Origin of the sequence: Kiloniella spongiae (assembly GCF_001026905.1) — a bacterium.
Classification (GTDB): Bacteria; Pseudomonadota; Alphaproteobacteria; order Kiloniellales; family Kiloniellaceae; genus Kiloniella; species Kiloniella spongiae.
Genome location: NZ_LAQL01000002.1, coordinates 500039 through 525081, shown reverse-complemented (window position 1 = coordinate 525081; position 25043 = coordinate 500039). Strand labels below are relative to the sequence as shown.

At 45.6% G+C, this 25043-nt stretch carries 29 protein-coding genes; 9 read left to right on the top strand and 20 right to left on the bottom strand.

Annotation, left to right across the window (positions count from 1 at the left end; all coding sequences use genetic code 11):
- Window positions 1–82: 82 nt before the first annotated feature.
- Window positions 83–766 carry an HAD family hydrolase gene (locus WH96_RS02465; protein ID WP_053005583.1) on the top strand — a complete coding sequence of 228 codons (684 nt, stop codon included), beginning with the start codon at window positions 83–85 and terminating at the stop codon, window positions 764–766.
- A gap of 30 nt (window positions 767–796) precedes the next feature.
- Here the strand turns inward: WH96_RS02465 and WH96_RS02460 are convergent, their stop codons facing one another.
- The 3 genes from WH96_RS02460 to gloB are packed head-to-tail and all read right to left on the bottom strand — an operon-like array spanning window position 797 to window position 2666.
- Window positions 797–1225: a cupin domain-containing protein gene (locus tag WH96_RS02460; RefSeq protein WP_047762511.1), complete on the bottom strand. Its 429-nt coding sequence runs from the start codon at window positions 1223–1225 to the stop codon at window positions 797–799.
- 3 nt (window positions 1226–1228) lie between these two features.
- On the bottom strand, window positions 1229–1846 hold the full coding sequence (locus tag WH96_RS02455; RefSeq protein ID WP_047762510.1) for a glutathione S-transferase N-terminal domain-containing protein: 618 nt from the start codon (window positions 1844–1846) through the stop codon (window positions 1229–1231).
- A gap of 55 nt (window positions 1847–1901) precedes the next feature.
- Complete coding sequence (gene gloB / locus WH96_RS02450) at window positions 1902–2666, bottom strand: hydroxyacylglutathione hydrolase (protein WP_047762509.1); 765 nt, start codon at window positions 2664–2666, stop codon at window positions 1902–1904.
- Window positions 2667–2851: 185 nt separating this feature from the next.
- On the opposite strand from gloB, the gene WH96_RS02445 reads away from it, so the two are divergent.
- The 4 genes from WH96_RS02445 (at window position 2852) to WH96_RS02430 (ending at window position 6732) form a co-directional block, all read left to right on the top strand.
- Window positions 2852–3622 (top strand): class I SAM-dependent methyltransferase, encoded by a 771-nt coding sequence (locus WH96_RS02445; protein WP_047762508.1) that lies wholly within the window; start codon window positions 2852–2854, stop codon window positions 3620–3622.
- A 204-nt stretch (window positions 3623–3826) separates the two neighbouring features.
- On the top strand, window positions 3827–4672 hold the full coding sequence (locus WH96_RS02440) for a chorismate mutase (RefSeq protein WP_047762507.1): 846 nt from the start codon (window positions 3827–3829) through the stop codon (window positions 4670–4672).
- Window positions 4673–4724: 52 nt separating this feature from the next.
- Entirely contained in the window at window positions 4725–5807 is a 1083-nt protein-coding gene (gene hisC, locus WH96_RS02435; protein WP_047762506.1) for a histidinol-phosphate transaminase, read from the top strand.
- Window positions 5800–6732, top strand: coding sequence for a prephenate/arogenate dehydrogenase family protein (locus WH96_RS02430; protein WP_047762505.1), 933 nt, complete (start codon window positions 5800–5802; stop codon window positions 6730–6732). The genes hisC and WH96_RS02430 overlap by 8 nt, the downstream gene beginning before the upstream one ends.
- A 53-nt stretch (window positions 6733–6785) precedes the next feature.
- Here the strand turns inward: WH96_RS02430 and WH96_RS02425 are convergent, their stop codons facing one another.
- Entirely contained in the window at window positions 6786–7847 is a 1062-nt protein-coding gene (locus WH96_RS02425; RefSeq protein ID WP_047762504.1) for a DUF2125 domain-containing protein, read from the bottom strand.
- A 124-nt stretch (window positions 7848–7971) separates the two neighbouring features.
- Between WH96_RS02425 and WH96_RS02420 the strand changes: the two genes are divergently transcribed.
- Window positions 7972–8562 (top strand): gamma-glutamylcyclotransferase, encoded by a 591-nt coding sequence (locus tag WH96_RS02420; RefSeq protein ID WP_047762503.1) that lies wholly within the window; start codon window positions 7972–7974, stop codon window positions 8560–8562.
- 119 nt (window positions 8563–8681) lie between these two features.
- On the opposite strand, the gene WH96_RS02415 is transcribed toward WH96_RS02420, so the two are convergent.
- From WH96_RS02415 to ftsE, 5 genes are all read right to left on the bottom strand, one after another.
- Window positions 8682–8888 (bottom strand): hypothetical protein, encoded by a 207-nt coding sequence (locus tag WH96_RS02415; protein WP_047762502.1) that lies wholly within the window; start codon window positions 8886–8888, stop codon window positions 8682–8684.
- Window positions 8889–9539 (bottom strand): lysophospholipid acyltransferase family protein, encoded by a 651-nt coding sequence (locus WH96_RS02410; protein WP_162200101.1) that lies wholly within the window; start codon window positions 9537–9539, stop codon window positions 8889–8891.
- Between the two features lie 88 nt (window positions 9540–9627).
- Window positions 9628–10257: a YdcF family protein gene (locus WH96_RS02405; protein ID WP_047762501.1), complete on the bottom strand. Its 630-nt coding sequence runs from the start codon at window positions 10255–10257 to the stop codon at window positions 9628–9630.
- A 21-nt stretch (window positions 10258–10278) separates the two neighbouring features.
- Window positions 10279–11169, bottom strand: coding sequence for a cell division protein FtsX (locus WH96_RS02400; RefSeq protein WP_047762500.1), 891 nt, complete (start codon window positions 11167–11169; stop codon window positions 10279–10281).
- Complete coding sequence (ftsE, locus tag WH96_RS02395; RefSeq protein ID WP_047762499.1) at window positions 11169–11885, bottom strand: cell division ATP-binding protein FtsE; 717 nt, start codon at window positions 11883–11885, stop codon at window positions 11169–11171. Before ftsE ends, WH96_RS02400 begins: the two co-directional genes overlap by 1 nt.
- A gap of 177 nt (window positions 11886–12062) precedes the next feature.
- On the opposite strand from ftsE, the gene WH96_RS02390 reads away from it, so the two are divergent.
- Window positions 12063–12848 (top strand): zinc-ribbon domain-containing protein, encoded by a 786-nt coding sequence (locus tag WH96_RS02390; protein WP_047762498.1) that lies wholly within the window; start codon window positions 12063–12065, stop codon window positions 12846–12848.
- 121 nt (window positions 12849–12969) lie between these two features.
- Complete coding sequence (locus WH96_RS02385) at window positions 12970–13338, top strand: response regulator (protein ID WP_047762497.1); 369 nt, start codon at window positions 12970–12972, stop codon at window positions 13336–13338.
- Between the two features lie 32 nt (window positions 13339–13370).
- On the opposite strand, the gene WH96_RS02380 is transcribed toward WH96_RS02385, so the two are convergent.
- The 4 genes from WH96_RS02380 to argH all read right to left on the bottom strand — a co-directional run bounded on the left by WH96_RS02380 (window position 13371) and on the right by argH (window position 18935).
- The gene (locus WH96_RS02380; RefSeq protein ID WP_047762496.1) at window positions 13371–15911 is read right to left on the bottom strand and encodes a TIGR02302 family protein; all 2541 of its coding nucleotides are present in this window, start codon (window positions 15909–15911) and stop codon (window positions 13371–13373) included.
- A 74-nt stretch (window positions 15912–15985) separates the two neighbouring features.
- On the bottom strand, window positions 15986–17257 hold the full coding sequence (gene lysA / locus WH96_RS02375) for a diaminopimelate decarboxylase (protein ID WP_047762495.1): 1272 nt from the start codon (window positions 17255–17257) through the stop codon (window positions 15986–15988).
- 5 nt (window positions 17258–17262) lie between these two features.
- Entirely contained in the window at window positions 17263–17568 is a 306-nt protein-coding gene (locus WH96_RS02370; RefSeq protein WP_047762494.1) for a hypothetical protein, read from the bottom strand.
- Complete coding sequence (gene argH, locus WH96_RS02365) at window positions 17565–18935, bottom strand: argininosuccinate lyase (protein WP_218045002.1); 1371 nt, start codon at window positions 18933–18935, stop codon at window positions 17565–17567. Before argH ends, WH96_RS02370 begins: the two co-directional genes overlap by 4 nt.
- A 92-nt stretch (window positions 18936–19027) precedes the next feature.
- Here argH and WH96_RS02360 point away from each other — a divergent pair, with 92 nt between their 5' ends.
- A complete protein-coding gene (locus WH96_RS02360; RefSeq protein ID WP_053005578.1) occupies window positions 19028–19606 on the top strand; it encodes a TlpA disulfide reductase family protein in 579 nt (192 codons plus the stop codon).
- A gap of 129 nt (window positions 19607–19735) precedes the next feature.
- Here WH96_RS02360 and WH96_RS02355 read toward each other — a convergent pair whose 3' ends face one another.
- The 7 genes from WH96_RS02355 to WH96_RS02325 all read right to left on the bottom strand — a co-directional run bounded on the left by WH96_RS02355 (window position 19736) and on the right by WH96_RS02325 (window position 24784).
- Window positions 19736–20620 carry a 3-hydroxybutyryl-CoA dehydrogenase gene (locus WH96_RS02355; RefSeq protein ID WP_047762492.1) on the bottom strand — a complete coding sequence of 295 codons (885 nt, stop codon included), beginning with the start codon at window positions 20618–20620 and terminating at the stop codon, window positions 19736–19738.
- Between the two features lie 139 nt (window positions 20621–20759).
- Window positions 20760–21692, bottom strand: coding sequence for an FAD-binding protein (locus WH96_RS02350; protein WP_047762491.1), 933 nt, complete (start codon window positions 21690–21692; stop codon window positions 20760–20762).
- 2 nt (window positions 21693–21694) lie between these two features.
- Window positions 21695–22444 carry an electron transfer flavoprotein subunit beta/FixA family protein gene (locus tag WH96_RS02345; RefSeq protein ID WP_047762490.1) on the bottom strand — a complete coding sequence of 250 codons (750 nt, stop codon included), beginning with the start codon at window positions 22442–22444 and terminating at the stop codon, window positions 21695–21697.
- Between the two features lie 150 nt (window positions 22445–22594).
- On the bottom strand, window positions 22595–23158 hold the full coding sequence (locus WH96_RS02340; protein ID WP_047762489.1) for a cob(I)yrinic acid a,c-diamide adenosyltransferase: 564 nt from the start codon (window positions 23156–23158) through the stop codon (window positions 22595–22597).
- Window positions 23159–23351: 193 nt separating this feature from the next.
- A complete protein-coding gene (locus WH96_RS02335) occupies window positions 23352–23549 on the bottom strand; it encodes a twin transmembrane helix small protein (RefSeq protein WP_047762488.1) in 198 nt (65 codons plus the stop codon).
- Between the two features lie 49 nt (window positions 23550–23598).
- Window positions 23599–24459 carry a DUF4743 domain-containing protein gene (locus WH96_RS02330; protein ID WP_047762487.1) on the bottom strand — a complete coding sequence of 287 codons (861 nt, stop codon included), beginning with the start codon at window positions 24457–24459 and terminating at the stop codon, window positions 23599–23601.
- A 145-nt stretch (window positions 24460–24604) separates the two neighbouring features.
- On the bottom strand, window positions 24605–24784 hold the full coding sequence (locus WH96_RS02325) for a hypothetical protein (RefSeq protein ID WP_047762486.1): 180 nt from the start codon (window positions 24782–24784) through the stop codon (window positions 24605–24607).
- Between the last annotated feature and the right edge of the window lie 259 nt (window positions 24785–25043).

Sequence of the window (25043 nt, the reverse complement as noted above, 5' to 3'; positions counted from 1 at the left end):
TCTTTTATCAGTCTTGTTTCCGCCATAAATCACTAGTAAATCATTGGAATACAAAAATCTTAGGGTAAGTGAGAAGAAGCTGATGACGATTTTTCCAGAGCTGGTTATTTTTGATTGTGATGGTGTTCTTGTCGATAGTGAGTCATTGGCAGCAAGGGTCGTTTCCCAGGCGCTTGCGGATTACTCTGTTACCTTAAGTCCGAAAGAAGTCGCCAATCAATTTGCAGGCTATACGGATGAGGCTATCAGGGATCATTTCAACAAGATTTCTGATACGAAGTTGCCGGAAGACTTTGCGCAAATTGTTGAACGTGCCACGATTGATCAGATGGCGGGTGAACTTAAAACGCTTCCCTTTATCAAAGAGGCGCTTTCAACTCTCGACTATCCTTTTTGCGTAGCTTCAAACAGCCGAACTGATCGATTGGATAGTGCGCTGGATGAAACGGGTCTCGGGATGTTTTTTCCGCAAGAGAGGCGCTTTAGTTCATCTATGGTCAAACACCCAAAGCCTGCGCCGGATTTGCATCTGATGGCTTGTGAAATGATGAAAGCAAAACCTGAACAGGCTCTGATTATTGAAGATACAGTGACAGGTGTAACCGCGGCCAAAAATGCAGGAATAGCTGTTCTTGGTTTTGTTGGTGCGGGTCATATTTCGGATAAAGAGGGGCAGGGGCGAAAGTTGATAGAAGCTGGTGCTTATGCCGTTTTTGACGATATGCGCCAGCTTTTAATGATGTTAAAGGACTATGCCGGGGCGTAAACACATGCTTTTGGTTTGATAGGGAGAGCACTATTTTCCCGGTGTCCAATCTGGGGGAGCCAGCTCGAACCCATCAAATTCAAAAGCGGGCGCGACAGTGCATCCAACAAGAACCCACCCCCGCTCTGCACTGGCGGCCTGCCAATGGTCTTTGGGAATGATGTGTTGTGGCGTTTGCCCTGCAATAACGTCCGGCCCTAATGTAACGATGGTCTCTGCTTTATCATCATGAGATTTCAGGGTAAGTGGGCTACCTGCATACCAATGCCACATCTCTACCGCATCTACTTTGTGCCAGTGCGAACTTTGGCCCTTTTCCAGTAAAAAGAAAATTGCCGTTTGATCTCCTCTGCCGCCATCAGAAGGTTGGTGGCGATAGGTTTCTTTGTACCAGCCCCCTTCCGGATGAGGCTGAAGATCTAGATACTTGATTATCTCTTGTGCTGAATAGCTGTTCATATTTTATGAGCCTGCTGGCGGGGATGTTTTAACAAAGGAAGCTCGTTCTGAAACGCCTTTGAACCAACGGCTAAGACCAGGGCGACCTGTACGCCAGTCTTCATCTGCATATCTGAAATCCAGATAAGCCAGAGCACAAGCGAGACTGATTTCTGCGAGACCAAAACCTTCCCCGAGAGCTTTGTCTATAACTGCTTGCTCAAACACATCCAATGTTGTGTCGATTTTGAATTTTTGTGCTTCATGTACAGATTCAAGTTGATGTTCACTTGGGCGTTGACGGCGTTCCATTGTTCTCAAAAGGCTGGCATCCATAATGCCATTTGCAAGAGCATGAAAATTCAGAGCTTTCCAGCGGGCATCGCCTGATGGGGGAACAAGCGCAGGAGATTGGTTCAGACTCTCCAGATATTCACAGATCAGCGGTGAATCACATAGAACAGTTCCTTCACGTGTTTCAAGTGCGGGAACTTTCCCCAACGGATTTTTCTGCCAAATCTCAGAATCCTTTGTGAAGGTTCCCATGGGAACGAGATGAAGCTCACTATCCAGTCCTTTTTCCATGGCAAGCATGAGTACTTTACGGACATAGGGAGAGGTGGGCGAAAAACATAAATACATTGATGGCTCCGATATTAGGATACGGGTAAAGGATCGTTTGGCTTTTAAGAGGACGTTAAAAGTTGTCTTTGCGTTTCCGGATTTCCTTGAACACATCTGCATCTGTTGCGGAGAGCATGCTCAGGTTTTTTCTAATTCCGATATCGTTGGGTCTCAGGAAAGGGTTGGTTTTTAGTTCTTCACCTAACAGGCTTGGTACTGTCGGTTCGTTATTTTTCCGCAGGCTTTTGATTTTTTCAACTCTGTTTTTCAAATCTGAATTATCGGGATCAATTGTCAGCGAAAATTCGGCATTTGAAAGAGTATATTCATGTGCCGAATAGATGCACGTTTTTTCAGGAAGAGGTAGATATTGTTGCAGAGATTGCCACATCATTTCCGGCGTGCCCTCGAAAAGACGCCCGCATCCCAATGAAAACAGACTATCTCCGGGAAATAGAATATTATCTTCCTCGAACCAATAGGCGATGTGTCCCAATGTATGACCGGGTACATAAAATACTTTTGCTGTTCTCGATCCAAACTGGATGTTATCTCCGCCGTCGACCAGCGCATCCATACCCTCAATGCGGTGTTGATCCCTTTTGGGACCTGTTACCTTTGCATTGGTTTTCTGCTTTATGTCAGCCAAGCCATCAATGTGGTCATAATGATGGTGTGTCAGAATTATATCTGTAATCTGCCAGCCGAATTCATCTGCTTTATCCAGAATTGGGTCCGAAACACCGGGATCAATGACGGCAACCGCGCCTGTTTCAGTGTCTTTGATCAAATAGCTGTAATTATCACTGAGTATGGGGATTTGTCTGACATCAAGCATTGTATATTTGTCCCAATTGAACGCTTGCGATAGTTCGCAAGCGAGAAGTGTTTTTGGCTTTTCATTTGTTAAGGTGATCTTAGCGCCCTATGTTTTAAAGATCGACCATCGTTTTTATTTTTGGTTATGATCTCTGTCGCTGGTTTTTGGCGACAGAAAACATTAAGTGAGAAGCAGGGAAAATAATGTGGACTGACGTTGTTGATCTTCAGGGATTTTACGGCACCCGATTGGGGGAGACCGCCGCACACGTCATCCGTGGAAATATTCGTGATCATTGGAAAAATCTGAAAGGTAAGTCAGTTCTGGGGCTTGGCTATACCACGCCCTATCTCACACAATTCGAAGATGAAGCTGACCGAGTGTTGGCCTTTATGCCTGCGTCGCAAGGTGTCTGTCACTGGCCCCGTGGCGGACCAGGCAAGACGTCCTTGGTGGATGAAACAAAACTTCCTCTGCCAGATTATTCTATTGACCGGGTCTTGCTGGTCCACGGCCTGGAAAGCAGTGAATACCTGCGGGATATGCTGAGGGAAATATGGCGTGTTCTGACAGGCGACGGCCGATTGTTAATTGTTGCTCCGAATAGACGAGGTATTTGGGCACGTGTGGATAAAACGCCCTTTGGCTGGGGGCATCCCTTTAGCCGGTCACAAATTTCACAGCTTTTGAACGATACGCTATTCGTACCGATGCGTACCAACCGCTCGCTTTATGTGCCGCCAAGTCAGCGTCTAACATTTCTTCAATCGGCACCAGCTTGGGAGAGAATGGGTAAAAGGTTCTTCCCAACCTTTGCAGGTGTTTTGACTGTTGAGGCTGGCAAGCAGTTATATGTTCCGGGAACACCGAAAAAAGTTCAAAGTATTCGCCGCCCGAGCCTGGTGAGTGCTCCTCAGGCTTTTCAAAATACATCAAATGCTGACCGTGTATCAAAGTCGCAGCAAGATTCGTGATCTCAAATTTTACCTTTAGCCTGAAGTTGGCAGCTGGAAACTCGGTTTAGAACAAGGCGTGTCTCTGTTACGCTTCTTTGTTAGGGACCTTTGGTGATAATCAGACGTGAAACAGTGCTAAATTCCTGAATCTTTCCTTTTACTTTTTGACTTCGCTATGTCTATCTCTTCTCTGGAATAGAGAATCACAGGCCTTTAAAAATTATGTCTGAAAAAGATAAACTTTCTTCTTTACGAAGCCAGATTGACGATATTGATAACCAACTTCATGATCTTCTTATGAGACGGGCAGAGGTTGTCCAGTCTGTCGTTCAGGAAAAAGGAAAATCTTCTACAAGTCTTAATGCGGGAAGAGAAGCGGAAGTTTTACGCTGTCTTGTCAAACGGCATGACGGTATTCTTCCCAAATCCGCGATTGTCCGCCTTTGGCGAGAAATTTTTGCAAGTACATTACAGTTGGAAAGCAGATTTTCAGTTTCTGTGCATGTCCCCGAAGCCGATAATACTTACTACGATCTGGCACGGGAACATTTTGGCATGGAAACGCCGATTTCCAGTCGACAGACCGTAATGAGTGTTCTTCGGGAAGTCACAGATGGTGATGCAACGGCGGGCGTTCTTCCTTTGCCGCAGGCCGGCGAAGGTAATCCCTGGTGGCTTTCTCTTGCTCAGGGTGAAGCTGCAACGAACGCCAGAATTATTGCACGCTTACCGTTTTATCAGATGTCTAGTACGGATGGACCAGAGGCCGTTATCGTTGGATTGGGCGCGCAGGAAAGAACAGATCATGATCGCAGTTATATCGTGGTCGAATCTGCTGAACCTTTGTCCCGTTCGACCTTGACGAGTTTGTTGGAAAAATCTGACTTGAAACCAATTAACATTCAGATTCATACGCCTGATCCATCAGTTTGTTTGCAACTGATCGAGGTGGATGACTATGTGGCCCCGGGCGATGAGCGCCTGGCCAAACTAGCCGAATTGTCTGATCAGAGGATTACACATGCCTGGACAATCGGTGGTTATGCCGTTCCGTTAATGGGCGCATAATTTCGTCGGTACGTTGCCGATAACTATTCAGTAAAATAAGAGAGTTTTTACAATGGCTTTAAAACCGCAACCCGGAATTATGGATGTATCCCCATATGTTGGTGGAGAATCTAAAGTTGAAGGTGTCGATCGGATTTGCCGCTTGGCTTCGAATGAAAACCCACTTGGTGCTTCAGACACGGCTAAGAAAGCTTATCTAGCGATTGCAGAAGACCTTCATCGATATCCGGACGGCGGCTCTTATTTACTGAGAACAGGGATTGCAGAAGCAGAAGATCTGGACGCAGACAGAATTGTGTGCGGGGCCGGTTCTGATGAATTGTTAGGTCTTTTGATTAACGCATATGTCGGTGTTGATGATGAAGTCGTTTATAATGAACACGGCTTTTTAATGTATCCTATTGGGACCAAGATTGCCGGTGGTGTTCCTGTCAAAGCCGGGGAAAAAGATCTGCGTATTGATGTTGATGCCATGCTGGCAGCTGTGACGGATAAAACGCGCATTATGTTCTTGGCAAACCCGAACAATCCAACCGGAAGCTATGTTACGGAAACAGAACTGCGCAAGCTGCGTGCTGAATTACGGGATGATGTGCTTCTGGTTATCGATGCAGCCTATTGTGAATATGTCGATAACGCGGATTACATTAGTGGTGCGATCTTGGTTGAAGAGAATGACAATGTTGTCATGACACGCACCTTCTCTAAGATCCACGGTCTTGCGTCGCTTCGCTTGGGATGGGCCTACTGTTCCACAGAAGTTGCTGATGTTCTTAACCGTGTTCGCGGACCGTTTAATGTCAGCTTGGCGGCACAGTCCGCTGGTGTTGCCGCGATCAAGGACAAAGAACACATTGCCCGATCAAAAGAGCTTAATAGTCGTCTGCTTAACTGGTTCCGCCAACAGGTGTCTGAACTTGGTTTGGTGACGCATGATTCTGTTGGCAACTTTGTTCTTGTGAACTTTGGTTCTGGCGAACGTGCCGCAGCTGCTCTGACATTCCTGAAAAATAAAGGCGTTCTGGTGCGTGGTATGTCGGCCTATGGATTGGCAGAACATATACGTATTTCAATCGGAACCGAAGATGAGATGAGGGTGGTGGTCGATAGTCTCACCGCATTTATCAATGACTGAAAAAAAAGAACCACTGTTTAATAAAATCGCGCTGGTCGGGATTGGGCTGATTGGCTCGTCCCTAGCCCGCGCAACTCGCAAGAATGGCTTGGCGAAAGAAATTACCGCCTGTGCTCGTAGCCAAAGTACACGAGACACAGCCATGCGGTTAGGTTTGGTCGATGCCGTTTATGAAACACCTGCTGAAGCTGTGGTTGATGCTGATCTGGTTATCCTTTGTACGCCGGTTAGTACCTATGATGATTTGGCCTGTGCTATGGCTCCGGCCTTGAAAGAAGGGGCAATCGTCACGGATGTTGGTTCGGTCAAAGAGTCTGTTATTCGTGACGTGGGACCGCATTTACCTGATGGTGTGCATTTTGTTCCGGGGCATCCGATTGCAGGTACAGAGCATTCAGGCCCCGAGGCCGGATTTGCAGAATTGTTTGAAGGTCGCTGGTGTATTTTAACGCCTGTTCCCGGAACCAATAGCAAGGCGCTTGATCGTATTACTGATTACTGGGCTGCTATGGGCAGCATGGTAGAGACAATGACGGCTCATCATCATGATAAGGTTTTGGCCATTACGTCTCATTTACCACACTTGATCGCATACACAATCGTGGGGACGGCAACGGATCTAGAGGAAACTCAACAGGCTGATGTTGTGAAGTTTTCAGCGGGTGGTTTTCGCGACTTTACGCGTATTGCCGCCTCTGATCCCATTATGTGGCGTGATGTGTTTTTGAATAATCGCGAAGCCGTTCTGGAAATGCTGCAAAGATTTTCCGAGGACCTATCCGTGTTGCAGAGAGCTGTGAGATGGGGCGAAGGGGACGTCCTGGAAGATCGCTTTCGGAAAACCCGTGATATACGCCGTGGCATTGTTGATGCTCATCAGGCGGGTACGTTTGATGCTCGAGAGCCTGATAGTCCTCAGGATTGATTGTAATAAAAGAGCTCACTTCTTTTGAAGTGAGCTCTTTTATTAAGAGTTATCTATTGGGAGACAGGCGGTAGGCGAAGTAATGTAACGGGGCCAATTGATAGCCAGCCATCTTTCATAATAAGCGGAACTGCTATTTCATGGCGCCCGCGTTCATTTGTTTTTCCTAAAGCGGCTAATGATAGCTTTATGCCAAAGCTTTGGCCTTTGTTTATAATGCCAGTTTTTTCAAGCTTTTTGACAACTGCACCAGCTCCTTCAATCCTGCTATCAAGATGCCCCGAAGGTCTGAGTTGGTTGTCCACGGTTATTTTTCCCCTGGCATCCAGCAAGAGAGGTCCCCAGCGTAAGCTCATATCATGTAGAGATAAAAATCCACCAGTATCTCGCCATATATGGAGAGCTTTTTTGAGCTTGGTTTTTGGAATTGCACCATAAAGCGTGCCATCCAGATTCAATTGGGATATCGGGCTCTCTAAAGGTGTTTTGTTCAACTCTGGATGATTAATATCCTGTGCTTTGATTAAAATATTGAATTCTTGAAGCGAATTACCGGCCGACGCTGGTTTCAGGGGGCCTAGTGTTGTGTCCAGTGTCGCCACTGTGAGTGGGTGATGACTTTTACGCGTGATAACGAGTTTATCTGCCTGAAGGCGGGCGTTGAGTAACTCACCTTCCAGGGTTAGCTGGGCAGTAGATTTTGCCCATTCACTTTCGATCGTTATGGCGGGGTGATTGTTTGGAAGGCCATCAATGATATGGTTTGCGCTGAGGTCTATGATCATGCTCAAAGGCGACCAGGGCGTTGCTTCTGCGCTGAGACGAGATGTTTGCCAATACCACCCTTCGGGGGATTTTATCCGTGCTTCTTCCAACTCTGCGCGAACCAGAAAGGGAAAACCGCTTACGGATAGAGGACTATGTGAAATCTCAAATCCTCGGGATCGTTGTTTTTCACTCCACCGATTCAGGCTTGTTTCCATCTGATTTGCTGCCCAAAACCAAAAGGCAACAGAAAAGGAAAGGCAGAGTAGGCATAAGATCAGACCAGATGTGATCAGCTTCTTTGCAATGCTTGATGACTGACGGACGCTTTTGTCAGTATCTACCATCATTTTATCTCGACCCTTGGTTCTGTGGAACTAAATCATTTTAATTGTGGGCGTCGCTTTTCGTTTTGATAAGCAATCGTTACACTCACCTTTCCCTAAGCCATAGACGATTCGGAGAAACAGAGCAATGTCGACCCCTGAATTAAGGGCCTTTTATGATTCGAAATTACCGCTCGAAGAGGGCCAGGATTTCTGGGTATTTGGTTATGGCTCCTTAATGTGGAACCCCGGTTTCCCACATATCGAGGTCCAGCCTGCTGTGTTGAATGGCTTTCATCGGCATTTTTGTATCTATTCTTTCTTTTACCGTGGAACACCAGAATGTCCGGGACTTGTTCTCGGGCTGGATGAAGGCGGTTCCTGTGTTGGAATGGCTTATAAAGTTCCTGCGGCAGAACGTGCTGTGGTGATGGATTATCTTTTTGAACGAGAAATGATTTCAGGCGTGTATCATCCTGGATGGTATGAGATCTCTCTGAAATCAGGAGAGAAGGTAATTGCGGCAACGTTTGTCGCGGACACAAAGCATGATCAATATGCAGGTCGCTTAAATAATCAACAACTGATTGCACACATTCTACAGGGTGTAGGCAGTAGTGGTAAATGTATTGAGTATCTTGAAAATACCGTCTCCCATCTCAAAGCACTGAGTATTGATGATCCCGGCCTTGAAGACCTTTTGAATAACGTGGTTGATGCGCAAAAACACATTCCCTGATATTAGAGAAGCAGTGATCTAAAGAAAAATCACGATACCTAAAACGATGGCTATAGATTTATTCCTGTTGCCTGTGCGTTTTGAATGTTTTGGGGGAGTTTTGTTTCATTTGCCTGGCTTTATTTATCGGGGATGCTTTGCATTACGTATTGGATCAGTGCATCAAAATCAGTCAGAAGCCAGAAGAGACCAATAACAATAATGCCCCCTACGGGCATTATGTACCAAGGATGGTTAAAGGGAACATTCTCACCACAGGCGTAACAGATGTCTTCGTCAATACCGATTTCTGTTGAACATTTTGGACATTTCCGTGGCTTTGCCATTTACGCCTCTTGTTTCTGTTCAGCTTCGTTCATAAGGCGATTACTGGCGTTCTCAATGGTGTCCTGCATTGTTTTCATGAACACTTTCTTGTTAAGACCCGCGGGGATAACAGGCAGGTATTCCAGTACAATGTTCCCGGGCTTTTTAACAAAAGCATCTTTGCCCCAGAATAATCCCGAATTTACAGCAGCAGGACAAACAGGAACATTCAAGCCACTGTAGAGCGCGATAATTCCGGTCTGATAGTTTGGTTCCTGATGCGGGGTTGCTCGTGTTCCCTCGGGAAAGATGATAACCGGACGGCCATTGTCCAAGGGCTCTTTTGCTTCCTTAATCATCTGGCGAAGCGCTTTGATTCCCGCCTTGCGATTAATGGCAACAACGCCGCCTTTCCATAAATACCATCCAAAAAAAGGTATCATCAGGAGTTCTCTTTTCAGAATAAAGCAGGGGTTGTCTGAGAAAGCCATTAAAGCAATGGTTTCCCATGCAGATTGATGCTTGCTGACCAGCAAAAAGCCACCTTCTTTGGGGATATTCTCTTGTCCGCGAATTTCATAGGTGGTGCCGCAGATGACCTTGAGCAACCAGAAAATTACAAGCGCCCAGTAGTGTCCTGCCTGTAACATAAATCGCTGTGGAAAAACCATGAGTATAAGGCATGGCGTGAAGAAAATGGCGCACCAGATTAAATAGCAAATATTGAACGTAAGGGATCTTAAAAAAATCATCGGGTCTTTATCCAATCAATATTGCCTGTAAATCTTCAAGCCAGATCCTGACATGAGCCATCAGAAACTTAACATATTCTGATAAAATCAAGGTCATGCTACCGGGCCAGAGCCACCAGTCTTTTTGTTTCACATGTTGCGGAAAGACAGGGTGAGGCAGAATTTTAATGTTCGGCATCGCATTTCTGAATTCCAGAAGACTTCTTGGCATATGGTAGGCGGCTGTGACAAGTCGTAATGAGCTGTAGCCCTCTTCTTCGATCCAGTTTTGGCTTTCGAGTGCATTTCCCCGCGTGTCATCGGCCTGATATCCCAGTTTGACACAACATTCCAAATTTTTGGGCGCACGCTGTGATAATCTCAGAAGTTCCTGAACTTCAACGCCTTTATAAACGCCTGATATGAAAAGTTTTTTGGCTGTACCGAGTTCTAATAAATCAAGGCCAGTGTTTATGCGGTCACTTCCCCCTGTCAGTACAACAATAACATCGGCTGCTTCTGTATCATTTGTGACTTCTTCTGGCAGGTTGGTTGCAAACCAGAAAAAACCAAGCACGCATGATAATAGGACAGCGACGGTGATGAAGGATCCGAGCTTTAAAAGAACATATCTTTTACGAATAGGTTTATTGAACAACGAAAAAGTCTTCCCTGATCATTACGGCATTAAAGCCAAACTTCTTAATACAGTTAACCTAGCGGTCATCATTGCAATTAAAGAAGCAGATAATGGCATTAATAAGAGTAAACCCCATTCACCAGAAGTGAATGTGAGTGTCGGAAGAATAGCACTATTTGCCTGTCCTAATAGAGAACTGAAGCTGGCAACTGTGATGCCCGCAAGAAGTAGTCCTGAAAGGCCGCCGACGATGCTGAGCTTCAAGGCGTGAAACTGAAAGCGTGAAGCGATGTATGAATCATGTGCACCCATATGGTGGAAAAGTTCAACAACCTGACGATGAATCGCGAGGCCCATACGAGTGACGAGAATAACCATTAAGGCTGCTGCTCCGCCAACCAAGATTACGACCAGTAGGGCAATGATTTGAATGATTTTGGTTAGGCCTAACAGATTGCCAAGCCATCGTTGATGATCATCAACACTGGCATTAGGAATATCTTGTGCCAGAATAAGCTTTATTTCATCAATTGTTTTGGCGCTGGAACTGTCTAGTTCGATTGAGATCAGGTAAGGAATAGGTAAATCATGAAGTAATATATCCTTGCCTAACCAGGGTTCCATAAGTTTGTTTAACTCGGTGTCATTTAGCTGTTCAACCCGTGAAATATTATCCAGGTTTTCGATCTTCGTAATAAAGGTTTTGAGTTGTTTTTCTAGGGTTCGACGCTTTTCTGCGGAAGGTTCGGCAGGAATTTGTATTGTTAAGCTACTTGAAAGACCCTGGTCCCAGCGATTGGCAAGTTTGTTCATTGTGATTGCGATAATCAGCGACATGGTGGCCAGATAAACCATCATGGCGATCAACCAAGGTAAAAACCTGCTGGATGCGTCTCTGTCGAGAGGCACATCGTTTTTGTTCCCAAACATTACATGTTCTCCGCTGTCGGTGTTACAGGAGAATTTTGTTGGTTCCGGATCAGTCTTACTTCGCCATTCACTATTTTAAAAACGGGGTGATTAAAACGGTTTACCAGTCCTTCATTATGGGATGCCACGACAATGGTTGTGCCGCGTTTATTCAGTTCTTCAAACAGGAAGAGTAACCGCTCAGCGATCTTATCATCCAGATTCCCTGTTGGTTCATCAGCTAAAAGCAGGCTGGGACGTGCAATAACAGCGCGTGCAATCGCAACACGTTGCTGTTGACCGCCAGATAATGTTGGCGGTTTCGCATCCAGATAATCAGCAAGGCCAACCCAGGAGAGTAATTCACTTACATTTCGTCTGACTTTATCTAGTGACTGCCCGGTAATCGTGAGCGGCAGGGCAACATTTTCCAATGCGGTCAGATGATCAAGTAGTCGAAAATCTTGAAAAATAATGCCAATGCGTCGTCTTAGCATGGTCAGTTCTTTTCGGTCTTGTTGGGATACGTCCCGTCCAAAAATACTGAGACGACCAGAAGACGGACGATGTGCCAGGTACATCAAGCGCAATAGGGATGATTTTCCTGCACCACTTGGCCCAACCATAAAGTGGAAAGAACCCGGTGCGAGAGTTAAATTGACCTGATGCAGGACATCGGGGCCAGAGCCATAACGCAAATGAACATCTTGAAAGCGGACCAAAAGTTTGAAATCCATAGTGGTGAATGACGGAGAAACAATGACATATTTTGTCCGCTAGCGTAAAGCCTTGTCCCCTGATAAATCATTGATCAGAGAACAAAAACGTCCGTTGTGTAAGGCCTTACTTGCCATCGTATTTTATGGCCCGTATAAATTAAGGCCAATTTAGTTTCTTCGCTGGTGAAAAATCGCATGATTGTTTCTTGTCCTGAATGCAGTAGCAAATTCCGAATTGCCTCTGAAGCCTTGGGTGATTCCGGGCGAAAAGTTCGATGCAGTAGCTGTCGGCATACATGGTTTCAGGAGCCAGAGCTTGAATTTACGCCGACGGATGCGGACATTCCTACTGATGAAAATGTAGCGGCATCTTCTGCGGATACACCCTCACCAATGCCACCGGAACCTTCGCCGTTGGATGATGATTTTGTTGAGCCTGGGAATGTACGCTCCAAGCGCCCGAAAGGCTTTGCGGCGGATAAAAAGAAAGAGAAGAAGAAAGGCAAAGGTGGGCTCATTGCCTGGCTATTGCTTCTTATCTTGGGTGGAGGCGCGGGTTACGCTGTTGCTGATCAATCTGTACGTATTCAAATTGTAAATACCGTCCCCGAGGCAATGAAGGTTTATGACTTTCTCGATCTCCAAGTTTATCCTGTTGGTTATGGGCTTGCGATAGAAAATCAAGAGATTGAGCGGGCCTCGCGGGATGGTCAGAAGCTTATTGTTATAACTGGTGAAATTCAGAACACGACCGATAAGAAGGTTGTTGTGCCTAAATTACTTGGTGCAATGAGAACAGAGAGTGGTGAGGCTGTATCTCGTAAGACGATTATTGCTGATGTCGCTTATCTTGATCCGGAAGAAAAAATTACGTTTTTAATTGAACTGGTGAACAGTTCCAAAGCTAAGCTGGTCAATGTGAACTTTATATCGGACGAGGATGCTTTACAAAATCCGGATTTTTCTCCTGTTGCAGAATAAATCCATTAGCTGTGGTCTTTCAACGCGTTATTTTTCAAGCATGGCGTCACTGGTAACTCCGTGATATCCTCTAATTAACGTAATGTTAACCATAAGTGTAACGTGTTAGCGGTGGGCCTGTATGTCGAAGATTTTGATAGCTGAAGATGATAATGCTGTTCGTAGTTTTGTCGCACGGGCTTTGACGCATAAAAATCACGATGTAAAAGCCGTTGGCGACGGAATGCAAGCCTTAGAGGCTCTTGGTGAAGATACATATGATTTATTGATCACTGATATTGTTATGCCGGGATTGGATGGTATCGGGTTGGCTCTCAAGGTCGCAAAAGATGCACCTGATATGCCCGTGTTACTTATGACCGGTTATTCGGCAGAAAAACAACGGGCGCATAATCTGGAAGAATTGATTTTTAAAGTTGTGACAAAACCCTTTAGCCTTCAGGAAATTTGCGACGCAGCAGAAGAAGCCTTAGGTGTAAAAGAAAGTTAGACCTGAACGATTCTGTTTCCTGCGAGATACCTCTAAAAGCGCTCCAGCAGTTTCTGTATATAGGTTCTTTCTTCTTGAGAGCGTTGACGGTCATTGCGCCTGTTTCTTAGTTCTTCCAAGATAGACCTACTTCTCATAACATCGGTTTCGTTTGGTAGGGGAACGCCTTGCTTGGCGATGCTTCCTCCTTTGTTTCCGATGTTTCTTCCAAATGGATCTCGGCCAGATCCATCTTTACCTCTGACCCAGCCGCTCCCCCGCTCAGGAGCCTGGCTGAGCATTTTTAAATATTTTGCAGCTGCTTGCTCAGTACCATTTTGCAGTTTTCGCAAGCTTCTAGTCTGTGCGCGAACAGCTTGTTCATTCTCTTTTCCTTCACCATCCTGACCTTGAAGGGCGTCACGGGCAATCCCCATAGATTGCTCGGCCTGATCAAAATCTTCGGGTAAATTACCAAGCAGTTCCTGAATATTTTCCATCATCTGTTCAAGCTCTTGCCGAATACGTTCCTGGCTTTTGGCATCACGATAGCGTTCATTTTTTTGTTCTCTGGCCTGCTCGCCGGGACGACCATCGCCTGGCATGGTCTGAGGTGAGGGTTTAGATCCATTTCCGTCTTGCTGCTTCTGAGCTTCTTGTTGCCGTTTGTAGCTATTTTCCAGAAGTTCTTCCTGTCTCTTTGTGAGTTCTTGAAGTTTTTCGAATGTTTCCCGACCTACATCGTTAGCATTGTTGCCAGGTTGCTGCCCCTGCTGGAACGCAAGGTTTTCAAGCATATTCTGAAGCTGGGATAACATCTCCATTGCTTCTTCCATTGAACCGTTTTCAGCAAGCATGCGAGCTTGCTCAATCATGTTCTGGAGATCTTTACTTTCAATTGTTTGGGCATTGTCGGATGCTTGTGCCGGAGCCTTTTTGTCAGCGTTGTTTAAGAAATCTTCCAGCATGTTTGTCAAAAGTTGATCCACAGCCTGTTGTAATTGATCCATAAGGCGAGAGATTTCATCTTGATCTGCATTTGAACTCAGGGCATCTCGTAGCTGCTGCTGAATGTTTCTTAGTTCTCTTTGTGCGGTACTGATGCGACCATCTTCAAGATGCAATGCTGTTTTCCAAAGGATACTTTGACTTTCTTTGACTGCCGGTGGCGTGTGATTAAAAAGCAGATGTTTCCCCGCAATACTCATTGTTAAGGCCACAAGGCTATCGTGATTGTAGGTTTCCGGTTTTTTCACCAGCAATCCCAGTGTTGCGATAACATCTAGTTTGCTTCCTGGAGTGTTCAGATCTTTGCGGAGCTGTACAAGCTGTTGGGCTAGGGGGTGTGTAAAATCACGTTCAGGTATTATAATTTTTATAGCGTCAGTTTGGCTTTGTTGCTCGATAAGATCTTGTACAGAAAGTTGAAACCAGACTTCTTCCCCAGCAAGAATATTGTCTGTGAGGTCAAGATAATGTTGCCCCTTGTATTCAGTCACTTTACTTGCAGGCAGGGGAAGCTTTATTTGTGTTTTTTCGGCTTCCGACGTGTCGCCCATGGGCCAAAGTTCAATGGTGAGCAGATTGGTGCCGTAGTCATCGTGTGCCTCATAACTGATCCTAAGCAATCCCAGATCGTTACCTTGCGGTTGTTCGGTGAGAAAGATCTTTGGCGGAGAGTCTTCGATAAGATTAATCTTGGTACTGATCAGTGATGAAAATGAACTTCCAATCTCTAATGTGCCGCTTTGTTCAATCACAAATTCGCTTTGATGGTTGAGCTTGCCCGTTTGCTCTGTTGGGAAGGTATGCGCGCCGAGTTGAATATCCGGTGGGGTTTCTTCGCCGTGGAACTGGGCGATTACTTTACTTCCTTTTGGCAGATTTATTTCTTCAGGCGGGGTAAAGCTCTGGTCATAAAAAAGAGGTGACATTCCGGTGTAATCTGGTGGGGTCAACCACAAGCTAAAGGTTGTACCTTGTTGGTTCGCCAATGAAGTTAGTTTTTTAAATTCAAAGGCAGAAGTCAGACGACTTGGCCATTGATGAAATGAAAAAGCGGCAATGAACAATCCCATGATGATTAATGACCGTAACCCATAAGGATCCAGTTTAAAAATCTGTGGTTTTGGTGATGTTAATTTGAGTGAATTGAGCGAAGCAGCCAGACGTTTTTTGTTGTTGAGCCAAAGACCTAGACCTGTCTTTGATGTTTTTATTGGCCGATCATCAAGGCTGCTTAAGGGACGATGAGAGAGTTGATTGTCTTGCTCAAGGCGTCGTAAGGTTTGGTAACGAGTTGGCATCTTTGTCGATAAAAGTGCCTTAATGCCGGCGTAGATAATTAAGATCCCTGATAAAACAAGAAAGGAAATATGCCCCCAAACCGGGATTTGGGCCGGAAAATCCAGAAGGATAAGTGTAATTACAGCGCCAAGTATTCCCCAAAAAAGCGAGGATGCCTTCCAGAAATTTTCCCAAAAGAGGATGATTTTGGTCAGGTTGGTTTTTGCCTGAATTTTCCACGGCAACCCAAGCTCGGGCCTGATCGCCTGTTTCTTTAATTGAGGTCTTCTTCGGGCGGTACTATCCATCGGTCCATATGTTCCTTTGGTAGGCTCATTTGGACATACCGCCCCTTTAAAAAGAAGGGAAAAGGTCGCTTATATTATTCTGACAACCACTGAGGCAGAATGTCCTGTTTTATCAGTGTATCATAATCAATACGCTTACGTACAATCGCATATTGATCACCTTTAACCAAAATTTCGGGAGCATTAAGTCGAGTATTGTAACTCGAAGCCATTACTGCACCATAAGCACCAGCGGATTCCATGGCGAGTAAGTCACCTGCGTCTATTTCTGGAAGAGGTCTTTGGGTGGCAAAAGTATCACCAGACTCACAAATTGGCCCAACAATATCGCATGGTGTGAGCGTGGCACTTTCATCGGGCTGTTTTAACGGTGTGATGTCGTGCCAGGCATCGTAAAGTGAAGGCCTGATCAAATCATTCATGGCTGCGTCGATGATTAAAAAACGACGATTTGTACCGTCTTTTACATAGATGGTTTCTGTTACCAGAACACCAGCGTTGCCAACCAGAAAACGTCCGGGCTCAAAGATACATTCTGCATCCAAACCTTGCATGGCTTCACTAACGGCTTGAGCATATTCGCTTAAATCCGGAGGTGTTTCATCATTGTATTGAATGCCAAGACCGCCGCCAAAGTCGATCCGTTTTAACGGTAGACCAGCAGTTTGTAACTCACTGTAGAGACTTGCCAATCTTGCAAAGGCATCTTTGAAGGGACTGGCATCTGTTAACTGTGATCCAATGTGGACAGCCAGACTTTCGACAGCAATATTAGGAAGCACCTTGGCTTGTTCTACAAAGTTCCGAACGCTTGGTATATCAATGCCAAATTTGTTTTCTGCTTTTCCAGTCGAAATTTTTGCATGGGTTTTTGCGTCGACGTCAGGATTGATTCTGAAAGCAACTGGGGCCGTAACCCCCATTTTTTGGGCGACAGCAGACAGAGCTTCTAATTCAGGTAAAGATTCAACGTTGAACTGTAAAATGCCTGCTTTCAAACCGACAGCCATTTCGGATGGTTTTTTACCGACGCCAGCAAAGACAATTTTCTTCGGGTCAACGCCAGCTTCCAATGCACGTCGAAGTTCTCCTTCAGAGACCACGTCTGCACCTGCACCTGCCTTGGCAAGGGTTTGGATAACAGACTGGTTAGAATTTGCCTTCAGTGCATAACAGATTGTGCCTTTGACGCCTGCTTTTGCAAGAGCATCAGAAAAAGAGTTGTATGCATTCACCATAGCTTGGGTGGAATAACAAAAGAAAGGTGTTCCAACTTCTTGGGCGATTTCTTCCAGTGGCAGGTCTTCGACATGAAGCTGACCATGGCGGTATTCAAAGGCACTCATAATTTTTACTGTCCGTATGTCTTTGTCTTGACCTTCGAATTTTTACGTATTTGTAAACTCTCGGGTATAGCGTTTTGTTGATCCGTAGTTTGCGTGCCTGTCGTTGAAGAGTTTGGTGTTACAGCAGGTGGATAGGGGTACTGCTGTGGATATTCCCAATCTCCGCCGGGGCGATCAAGGCTCCCGACTTTACCGCACGCGGCAAGAAGCAAACCTGCGCCAATAAGAGTTGCTGTTGCAAGAGATCTTTTATTGAAAAGGTGTTGTCCTGGTACAATCCAACTTTTTCTTATGGCCCGGCTTTGTTTCATGACAAAAATCTCTCTCTGGCGGCTTTAGCAGCGGCCTTAACATTTTCAGGGGCTGTGCCGCCAAAACTTGTTCTGCTTTGTGCAGACTGTTCAACAGTAAGAACTCTGAATATATCCTGAGAAATGCGGGCTTCTACAGTTTGCATTTCTTCTAAGCTCAAATCACTTATATCACAGCCTTTGTCTTCGGCTAACTTTACAATTGTACCTGTAACATGATGGGCATCTCGGAAAGGAAGATTAAGCTCCTTGACCAACCAGTCAGCGAGGTCTGTTGCCGTCAAGAAGCCATCAGCTGTTGCAGCATGTAGCTTGTCACGGTTGGCTATCATGTCGCTAACCATTCCGGTCATAGCCGTAACACTTAAAATCAATGTATCTGCAGCATCAAATACAGGTTCTTTATCTTCCTGCATATCCTTGCCATAGGTCAAAGGCAGGCCCTTCATGACGACAAATAACGTGTTCATTGCACCTATAACCCGGCCAACTTTTCCGCGGATAAGCTCTGCCGCATCCGGATTTTTCTTTTGCGGCATAATCGAGCTACCCGTAGTGAAAGCATCGGAAAGGGTGACAAAGCCGAAACCTTGAGAACACCAGATCACAAGCTCTTCTGCAAAACGTGACAGATGGGTTGCCAGAATTGCACCAGAGGACATGAACTCAAGCGCATGGTCTCTGTCAGACACAGAATCCAGCGAGTTTGCCGTAGGACGGTCAAAGCCAAGCGCTTCGGCAGTCATATGCCGATCAATAGCGAAGGATGTTCCTGCGAGTGCAGCAGCACCGAGGGGACATTCATTCAATCTTTTGCGGCAATCTTGTAGTCGGCTTCTGTCGCGCCCGAACATTTCGACATAGGCAAGCATGTGGTGACCAAATGTCACAGGCTGTGCTGCCTGAAGATGGGTGTAGCCGGGCATAATAACGTCAAAATTTTCTTCAGCTTGCTTGATCAGAGCTTCAATCAGAAGACCAGTTTGCTTATCTAGCTCATCAATTGCACTGCGAACCCAAAGCTTGAAATCTGTTGCTACCTGGTCGTTTCGCGAGCGTGCGGTGTGTAGTCTGCCTGCTGCGTCGCCGATGAGTTCGCGCAATCTGTTTTCGATATTCATGTGAATATCTTCCAGAGCAGCAGAGAAGGTGAAGCTGCCGTTTTCAATTTCTCGCGAAATTGTGTCTAGACCCTTAAGTATTGCATTGCCATCTTCGGTGTTGATAATACCTTGTTTAACCAACATGCTACAGTGAGCTTTTGACCCGGCAATATCTTGTGCGGACATGCGTTTGTCAAAATCGATGGAAGCGTTGATTTTTTCCATAACTTCGGAAGGTCCAACGCTAAAGCGTCCGCCCCACATTGCATTCGCAGACGTCTCACTGGTTGTTTTTGGTTCTGACACGGTATTCTCTTTCGCCTTATTCGGTCTTACGACTTTATGGACTTATACAAATGATCCAGATTAAAGCCCTTCGCCTGTCCGGTTTTCTTCACATGCTATGCGCAGCATCTGTAACGCTTTTGTTGAATGCGTCATCTGCTGGAGCAGTGGATAAACCTCCACTTGAAGGGCGACTCGAGGGGAACTTTACTCTGTTCGATCCACCTATTCCAGTGCCGATCGAAACCTTTCAGGATGAAGAGGGAAAACTACGCTCATTCAAGGAAATGGAAGGGCAGGTAATTCTCTTGAATTTTTGGGCTACATGGTGTGCTCCTTGCGTAAAGGAGATGCCGGATCTGGACCGATTACAGGCTGAATTGGGCAGTGATCTCTTTCGGGTGGTCACCCTTTCAGAAGATAGGGCCGGACTAAAGAAAGTACTGCCTTTCTTCGAAGATAAAAATTTGGAAAATTTACCGGCATATGTGGATCCAAAGGGGCGGGTTTCTCGTGCTTTTGGATTGCGAGGCTTGCCTTCAACCTATTTGATCAGCAAAGAGGGTATGATTGTCGGTGCCTTAATCGGCCCCTTTGAATGGGATGCGCCGGAAGTAAAGACGCTGGTTGACTTCTATACCGTCAAATAGCCAAATAGAAAGCCTGATTTAAAGAAAATATAGGATTAAAAACAAGATCAGATTTTTTGAACATTAGAAACAAGAAGAGCCATCTACGAGTATACGATGGCTCTTCTTGTTTTGGTATTCTATATACGTTTAACGCGTTGGTACAGGTGTCTCGCCGCCGTAATCATAGAAGCCACGGCCTGATTTTTTGCCAACCCAACCTGCTTCTACATACTTCACCAGTAGCGGGCAGGGACGGTATTTGGTATCGGCAAGACCGTCATAAAGGACGGACATGATGGCAAGACAGGTATCAAGCCCGATAAAGTCAGCCAGTTCCAACGGTCCCATGGGATGGTTCGCGCCGAGCTTCATCGCGGTGTCAATTGAATCAACTGTGCCGACACCTTCGTAGAGGGTGTAAACTGCCTCGTTGATCATAGGCAGAAGAATACGGTTTACAATAAAGGCCGGGAAATCTTCGGATGAAGCAGATGTTTTGCCCAGCTTGTGGGTCATATCCTTTATTGCTTGGTAGGTATCTGGCTCTGTCGCAATGCCACGAATCAATTCTACAAGCTGCATGATTGGAACAGGATTCATGAAGTGCATGCCCATGAACTGTCCTGGGCGACTGGTGACAGCAGCCAAGCGTGTAATGGAAATTGACGAGGTGTTAGAGCAAAGAATGGCTTCCGGTTTCATCAAAGGACAAACTTTGCGGAAGATATCTTTTTTTATTTCTTCATTTTCAGTGGCAGCTTCAATAACGACATCACAATCAGAAAGGCTTTCCAATTGTTGTGAGCTTTTTATTCTTCCCAAGGCCGTTGCGATGTCAGATTCAGATATCTTTCCCTTGGAAGCCTGGCGCTGCATGTTCTTTTTGATGGTGGCGAGTGCTGCATCAAGTTGATCTTGATTAACATCGACCATGTGAACATCAAAGCCAGCAATTGAGCTAACGTGTGCAATGCCACTGCCCATTTGCCCTGCGCCAATAATGCCAACGGATTTAATATCCTGAATAGTCATACTCTTCACGAGCCTTTCCGCTACTCTATAATTTAAAACAAGACGCTACCATGTTTGATAGCGTCTTGTCGTAGGGTATCATTGCAGATCGATTTTTGAAATATCAAGTCTCAATAAGTGAGAGAGATAAGACAAAAAATTATCCAAGCTCGTTTTCAAGCTCGGGAACCGCATCAAAAAGATCCGCAACCAGGCCATAGTCAGCAACCTGGAAGATTGGAGCTTCTTCGTCTTTATTGATAGCAACGATGACCTTTGAGTCTTTCATCCCGGCAAGGTGCTGAATCGCGCCAGAGATCCCTACAGCAATGTAGAGATCTGGTGCGACAACTTTACCTGTCTGGCCGACCTGGTAGTCATTCGGTACATAACCGGCATCAACAGCGGCACGAGACGCGCCAACAGCAGCGCCAAGCTTATCTGCAACGCGTTCCAGCATTGCAAAGTTTTCGCCGTTCTGCATACCGCGACCACCTGAAATAACAACGCCAGCGGTTGTCAATTCAGGGCGCTCGGATTTAGTCAGTTCCTGTCCTTCAAACGTGGAAAGACCGGCATCGCCTGTTGCGTCAACAGTTTCAACTGGTGCTGATCCGCCTTCTTCTGCTGCAGCATCAAAAGCTGTACCGCGAATGGTAATAAGCTTGATTGCATCAGAAGATTGAACCGTTGCCAGCGCATTACCAGCATAGATCGGGCGAACAAAAGTATCTGCAGATTCAATTGCTGTAATCTCTGAGATCTGTTGCACATCCAACAGTGCTGAAGCACGGGGAAGAATATTTTTACCATAGGTCGTTGCCGGTGCCAGTACGTGGCTGTAACTAGACGCAAGATTAACGATCAATGGCGCAATGTTTTCTGCAATGTCCTGAGCATATTCAGATGCGTCAGAAACAAGAACCTTGGAAACACCGGCGATTTTTGCAGCAGCTTCGCCAGCTGCAGCACAGCCAGAGCCCGCAACAAGAATATGAACATCATCACCCAGCTGTGTTGCTGCGGTAACGGTGTTTAGCGTAGCAGGCTTGATGCTTGAATTGTCGTGTTCGGCGATAACTAGAATAGACATCGTTAGATCACCTTTGCTTCGTTCTTGAGTTTGTCGACCAGTTCGGCAACGGAACCAACGATAACACCGGCATCACGTGCAGGCGGTTCGGTAACCTTCAGCGTGCTGACACGTGGGGCAGCATCAACGCCAAGATCAGCAGGCGATGTTGCGTCGATAGGCTTCTTCTTCGCTTTCATGATGTTTGGAAGCGATGCATAGCGTGGCTCGTTCAAACGAAGATCCACTGTCAGAACCGCTGGCATTGGAAGGCTTGCGTTTTGCAGGCCGCCATCAACTTCACGTGTGATGTTCAGTTTGTCACCTGCCACTTCAACAGCAGAGATGAAAGTGCCTTGTGACCAACCAAGAAGGGCAGAAAGCATCTGACCTGTTTGATTGTTGTCACCATCAATTGCCTGTTTCCCAAGGATAACGAGACCGGGCTCTTCATTGGCAACAACAGCTTTTAGCAGTTTGGCAATTGCCAATGGCTGCAGGTCTTCGTCGCTCTGAATGTGAATGCCACGATCTGCGCCCATAGCAAGGCCAGTACGGAGAGTTTCTTGAGCCTGGGCTGGTCCAGCTGAAACAACAATGATCTCACTGGCAATGCCAGCTTCTTTCATGCGTACAGCTTGCTCAACCGCAATCTCACAGAACGGGTTCATCGCCATTTTGACGTTTGTTAATTCAACGCCAGTCTGGTCAGATTTAACCCGAACCTGCACGTTCGCGTCTATAACGCGTTTGATTGGGACGAGTACTTTCATCTAGAAGTATCCTTAATATTCGCGCTTTACCTAAGCAAAATGACAAGAATCTAAAGACCCGTCACTTTACTCTCTAACAGCCAGTCGCCGGGAACCTTAGGCCCGCCGACATACCCTGTCAATGATCCCCTGAAGACTTTCTCCCGAAGATTATCGGTTTGCCCCGGGTACCCAGAGCACGTCCTTTGCTCCCTTGTCATTGACATGGCGAGAAAGAACAAAAAACAAATCGGAAAGACGATTGATATATTTCAATCCCTCAGGGTTGATTTCTTCTGTTTGACTCAGGGCCGATACCAAGCGTTCGGCTCTGCGTGAAACGGTTCTGGCCTGATGCAGGTAAGCTGCAATTTCACTCCCGCCGGGAAGAATAAATGACTTCAAAGGCGCTAAATCAGCATTTAAATCATCTATTTCCTGTTCAAGTCTCTCTACCTGCTCGGCAGTGATTCTTAACGGAGGGTATTCAGGGTCTTTTTCTTCCGGGCAACAGAGGTCTGCGCCAAGATCGAAAAGATCATTTTGAATACGAGCTAGAATGTCATCAACAAGATCTTTGCTGTGCAGCCGTGCAATACCTACGATGGCGTTTGTTTCGTCAACGGTTCCATAAGCTTCAACACGCAGGTCGTGTTTATGGACGCGTTTACCGGATCCAAGCGACGTTTTACCTTTGTCGCCGCCTCTTGTGTAGATACGTGTCAATTGGACCATTACAGCAAGCTCTCTTTCTAACGGATTGAGTTTGTCGTCCTTCCTTTTCTTTTAACAGTTGGCCTTTTTCTTTAACTGTTTGACAGAATACCTTGGAAGGAGTTCGGGGATATATCACCGATGCGACTGACTTTTGATGAATTAAGCTGAAATTTTCAGTCGCAAAGGTGTGTTCAACTATTTTGGCATTTGATCATTGGCCTTTCGCCCAAAAAGCGATCATGAAAATAATAAGTGCAATACCTTGAGCCAAGACACGATAGCGCATGAATTTGTTGGCGTGTTCTTTGTTATATTCACCGCCACGGGCCATGCTAATAAGTCCGGCAAAAAGAATAATGACGACTGCAACAAGCGAAAGCCCCATCAAAATGTTTAGAAAACTGTCCATAATTGTTTTTCCTGGAATAATCTTTTTGTGCTGATCTTTATTTTCGGCCTTATGACGCCATGTCTTGGCGGTGCATACCTTTTATAAGATCTGAATAGGTGTCTTCATCAGGTGCAAGATATCCTTCTCTGATAAGGAAATGTATCAAAACAAGGCTGACATTGTATTTGAAATCATCAGTATCTGTGATGCGGTCAATGATTTTTTCTATGGGCCAAAGGTAGAATTCTTCTACCTCTCCGTCCATGTTTTTTGGGGTGAAGCTTTCGTCAAGATAAAGATCATAGGTGTAGAGATGATCATTTTTCAGGCCATCGGGGCGTTCGCAGCGATAGGTAACCATGCCTGTTGCTTTGGCCGCTGATGATATTGCGCGCGGTATATTGGCCTCTTCTTCGGCTTCTTTGATCAGATTTTCCAGTATGCTCAGGCCATAGGGTTGGCCACCTGCCACGATATGGTCAAGTTCTCCCGGTGCATTGGGTTTGGATAATGAGCGCTTTCCTACCCAAACCTTTAAGCCTTCTTCGGTCTTTACAAGACCGTTGACGTGAACACCATAACTTCGAATGCCAAAATGGCCAGAAGCGCCGCGATCCATTTTAAAAAGAGGTGGCCGATGCCAGCTATTGGTTACCGCGTACTCTTCATCCCGCCATCTTGGAATAATACCTTCTTTTACCAAGGTCTTGATCACGTTCTCGACTTCGTTGGTGCGATCTTTAAATGTTGTTAGTTCGGAAGAAAGAGCGACGCTTTGTGATGAAACGTTAAAGACATTGGAAAAATCTTTTAGCTTCGTCGAAAGATCATGTGTGATGTGCCCGTGAACTTCATTATTGATGATAAAGGAACGGTAGTTTTCTGGCTGCCAGATATGGCAAGTTTTGACGCGCTCTAACAAAGACAAAGAGAACTCCTGAATTATTCGCTGCGGGGAGGCACTATTTCAGGAGTATATTGCGATTTCCCAGATTTATTGGCAATGGAATTTATATGTAATGGTTAGGGGGAAAGCGCTTGTTTTGAATCGAAATTCGTTTCGAAAGCTTATTCTAGCCGTGGATGGTTGTTTCTGACTTTTTAAGCTCCATTAACTCTTGTGGTGTTTCAAGGGAGCTTTTTGATTCAAGAATGGCTGTTGGTTGCACGCTAGGTGCGTGAGATCGCCCCAGAAACATAACACCGAAGACAAGAAGGGCTGCTGAAAAAGCGATGCGAAATATAAGGTTCATTTTGATCTCTTTGCTCATCAATTGAGCTGAAAAGTACTGACAAAACAAATGTCTAAGTACGAAAAAATTGAATTTGATGATCTATGTATGGATGGCATCAACTATTACAAGGGCCATGCATAAACTTTCTTAAGATTAAATGGGAGCAGTCTTTTAAGATTAGAACTCACTTTTTAGTGAGCGCGAAGAAATACTCAAGCTTGTTTCTTTATGGTTGAGAAATTCTTGCCCGAGTTATTTTCTTTAAAGCGACTTTTCT

Excerpts from the sequence above, each read along its gene's own strand:
- WH96_RS02465 (WP_053005583.1), top strand. The coding sequence starts at position 83 with ATGACGATTTTTCCAGAGCTGGTTATTTTTGATTGTGATGGTGTTCTT.
- WH96_RS02460 (WP_047762511.1), bottom strand. The coding sequence starts at position 1,225 with ATGAACAGCTATTCAGCACAAGAGATAATCAAGTATCTAGATCTTCAG.
- WH96_RS02455 (WP_047762510.1), bottom strand. The coding sequence starts at position 1,846 with ATGTATTTATGTTTTTCGCCCACCTCTCCCTATGTCCGTAAAGTACTC.
- gloB (WP_047762509.1), bottom strand. The coding sequence starts at position 2,666 with ATGCTTGATGTCAGACAAATCCCCATACTCAGTGATAATTACAGCTAT.
- WH96_RS02445 (WP_047762508.1), top strand. The coding sequence starts at position 2,852 with ATGTGGACTGACGTTGTTGATCTTCAGGGATTTTACGGCACCCGATTG.
- WH96_RS02440 (WP_047762507.1), top strand. The coding sequence starts at position 3,827 with ATGTCTGAAAAAGATAAACTTTCTTCTTTACGAAGCCAGATTGACGAT.
- hisC (WP_047762506.1), top strand. The coding sequence starts at position 4,725 with ATGGCTTTAAAACCGCAACCCGGAATTATGGATGTATCCCCATATGTT.
- WH96_RS02430 (WP_047762505.1), top strand. The coding sequence starts at position 5,800 with ATGACTGAAAAAAAAGAACCACTGTTTAATAAAATCGCGCTGGTCGGG.
- WH96_RS02425 (WP_047762504.1), bottom strand. The coding sequence starts at position 7,847 with ATGATGGTAGATACTGACAAAAGCGTCCGTCAGTCATCAAGCATTGCA.
- WH96_RS02420 (WP_047762503.1), top strand. The coding sequence starts at position 7,972 with ATGTCGACCCCTGAATTAAGGGCCTTTTATGATTCGAAATTACCGCTC.
- WH96_RS02415 (WP_047762502.1), bottom strand. The coding sequence starts at position 8,888 with ATGGCAAAGCCACGGAAATGTCCAAAATGTTCAACAGAAATCGGTATT.
- WH96_RS02410 (WP_162200101.1), bottom strand. The coding sequence starts at position 9,539 with ATGGTTTTTCCACAGCGATTTATGTTACAGGCAGGACACTACTGGGCG.
- WH96_RS02400 (WP_047762500.1), bottom strand. The coding sequence starts at position 11,169 with ATGTTTGGGAACAAAAACGATGTGCCTCTCGACAGAGACGCATCCAGC.
- ftsE (WP_047762499.1), bottom strand. The coding sequence starts at position 11,885 with ATGGATTTCAAACTTTTGGTCCGCTTTCAAGATGTTCATTTGCGTTAT.
- WH96_RS02390 (WP_047762498.1), top strand. The coding sequence starts at position 12,063 with ATGATTGTTTCTTGTCCTGAATGCAGTAGCAAATTCCGAATTGCCTCT.
- WH96_RS02385 (WP_047762497.1), top strand. The coding sequence starts at position 12,970 with ATGTCGAAGATTTTGATAGCTGAAGATGATAATGCTGTTCGTAGTTTT.
- WH96_RS02380 (WP_047762496.1), bottom strand. The coding sequence starts at position 15,911 with ATGGATAGTACCGCCCGAAGAAGACCTCAATTAAAGAAACAGGCGATC.
- lysA (WP_047762495.1), bottom strand. The coding sequence starts at position 17,257 with ATGAGTGCCTTTGAATACCGCCATGGTCAGCTTCATGTCGAAGACCTG.
- WH96_RS02370 (WP_047762494.1), bottom strand. The coding sequence starts at position 17,568 with ATGAAACAAAGCCGGGCCATAAGAAAAAGTTGGATTGTACCAGGACAA.
- argH (WP_218045002.1), bottom strand. The coding sequence starts at position 18,935 with ATGTGGGGCGGACGCTTTAGCGTTGGACCTTCCGAAGTTATGGAAAAA.
- WH96_RS02360 (WP_053005578.1), top strand. The coding sequence starts at position 19,028 with ATGATCCAGATTAAAGCCCTTCGCCTGTCCGGTTTTCTTCACATGCTA.
- WH96_RS02355 (WP_047762492.1), bottom strand. The coding sequence starts at position 20,620 with ATGACTATTCAGGATATTAAATCCGTTGGCATTATTGGCGCAGGGCAA.
- WH96_RS02350 (WP_047762491.1), bottom strand. The coding sequence starts at position 21,692 with ATGTCTATTCTAGTTATCGCCGAACACGACAATTCAAGCATCAAGCCT.
- WH96_RS02345 (WP_047762490.1), bottom strand. The coding sequence starts at position 22,444 with ATGAAAGTACTCGTCCCAATCAAACGCGTTATAGACGCGAACGTGCAG.
- WH96_RS02340 (WP_047762489.1), bottom strand. The coding sequence starts at position 23,158 with ATGGTCCAATTGACACGTATCTACACAAGAGGCGGCGACAAAGGTAAA.
- WH96_RS02335 (WP_047762488.1), bottom strand. The coding sequence starts at position 23,549 with ATGGACAGTTTTCTAAACATTTTGATGGGGCTTTCGCTTGTTGCAGTC.
- WH96_RS02325 (WP_047762486.1), bottom strand. The coding sequence starts at position 24,784 with ATGAACCTTATATTTCGCATCGCTTTTTCAGCAGCCCTTCTTGTCTTC.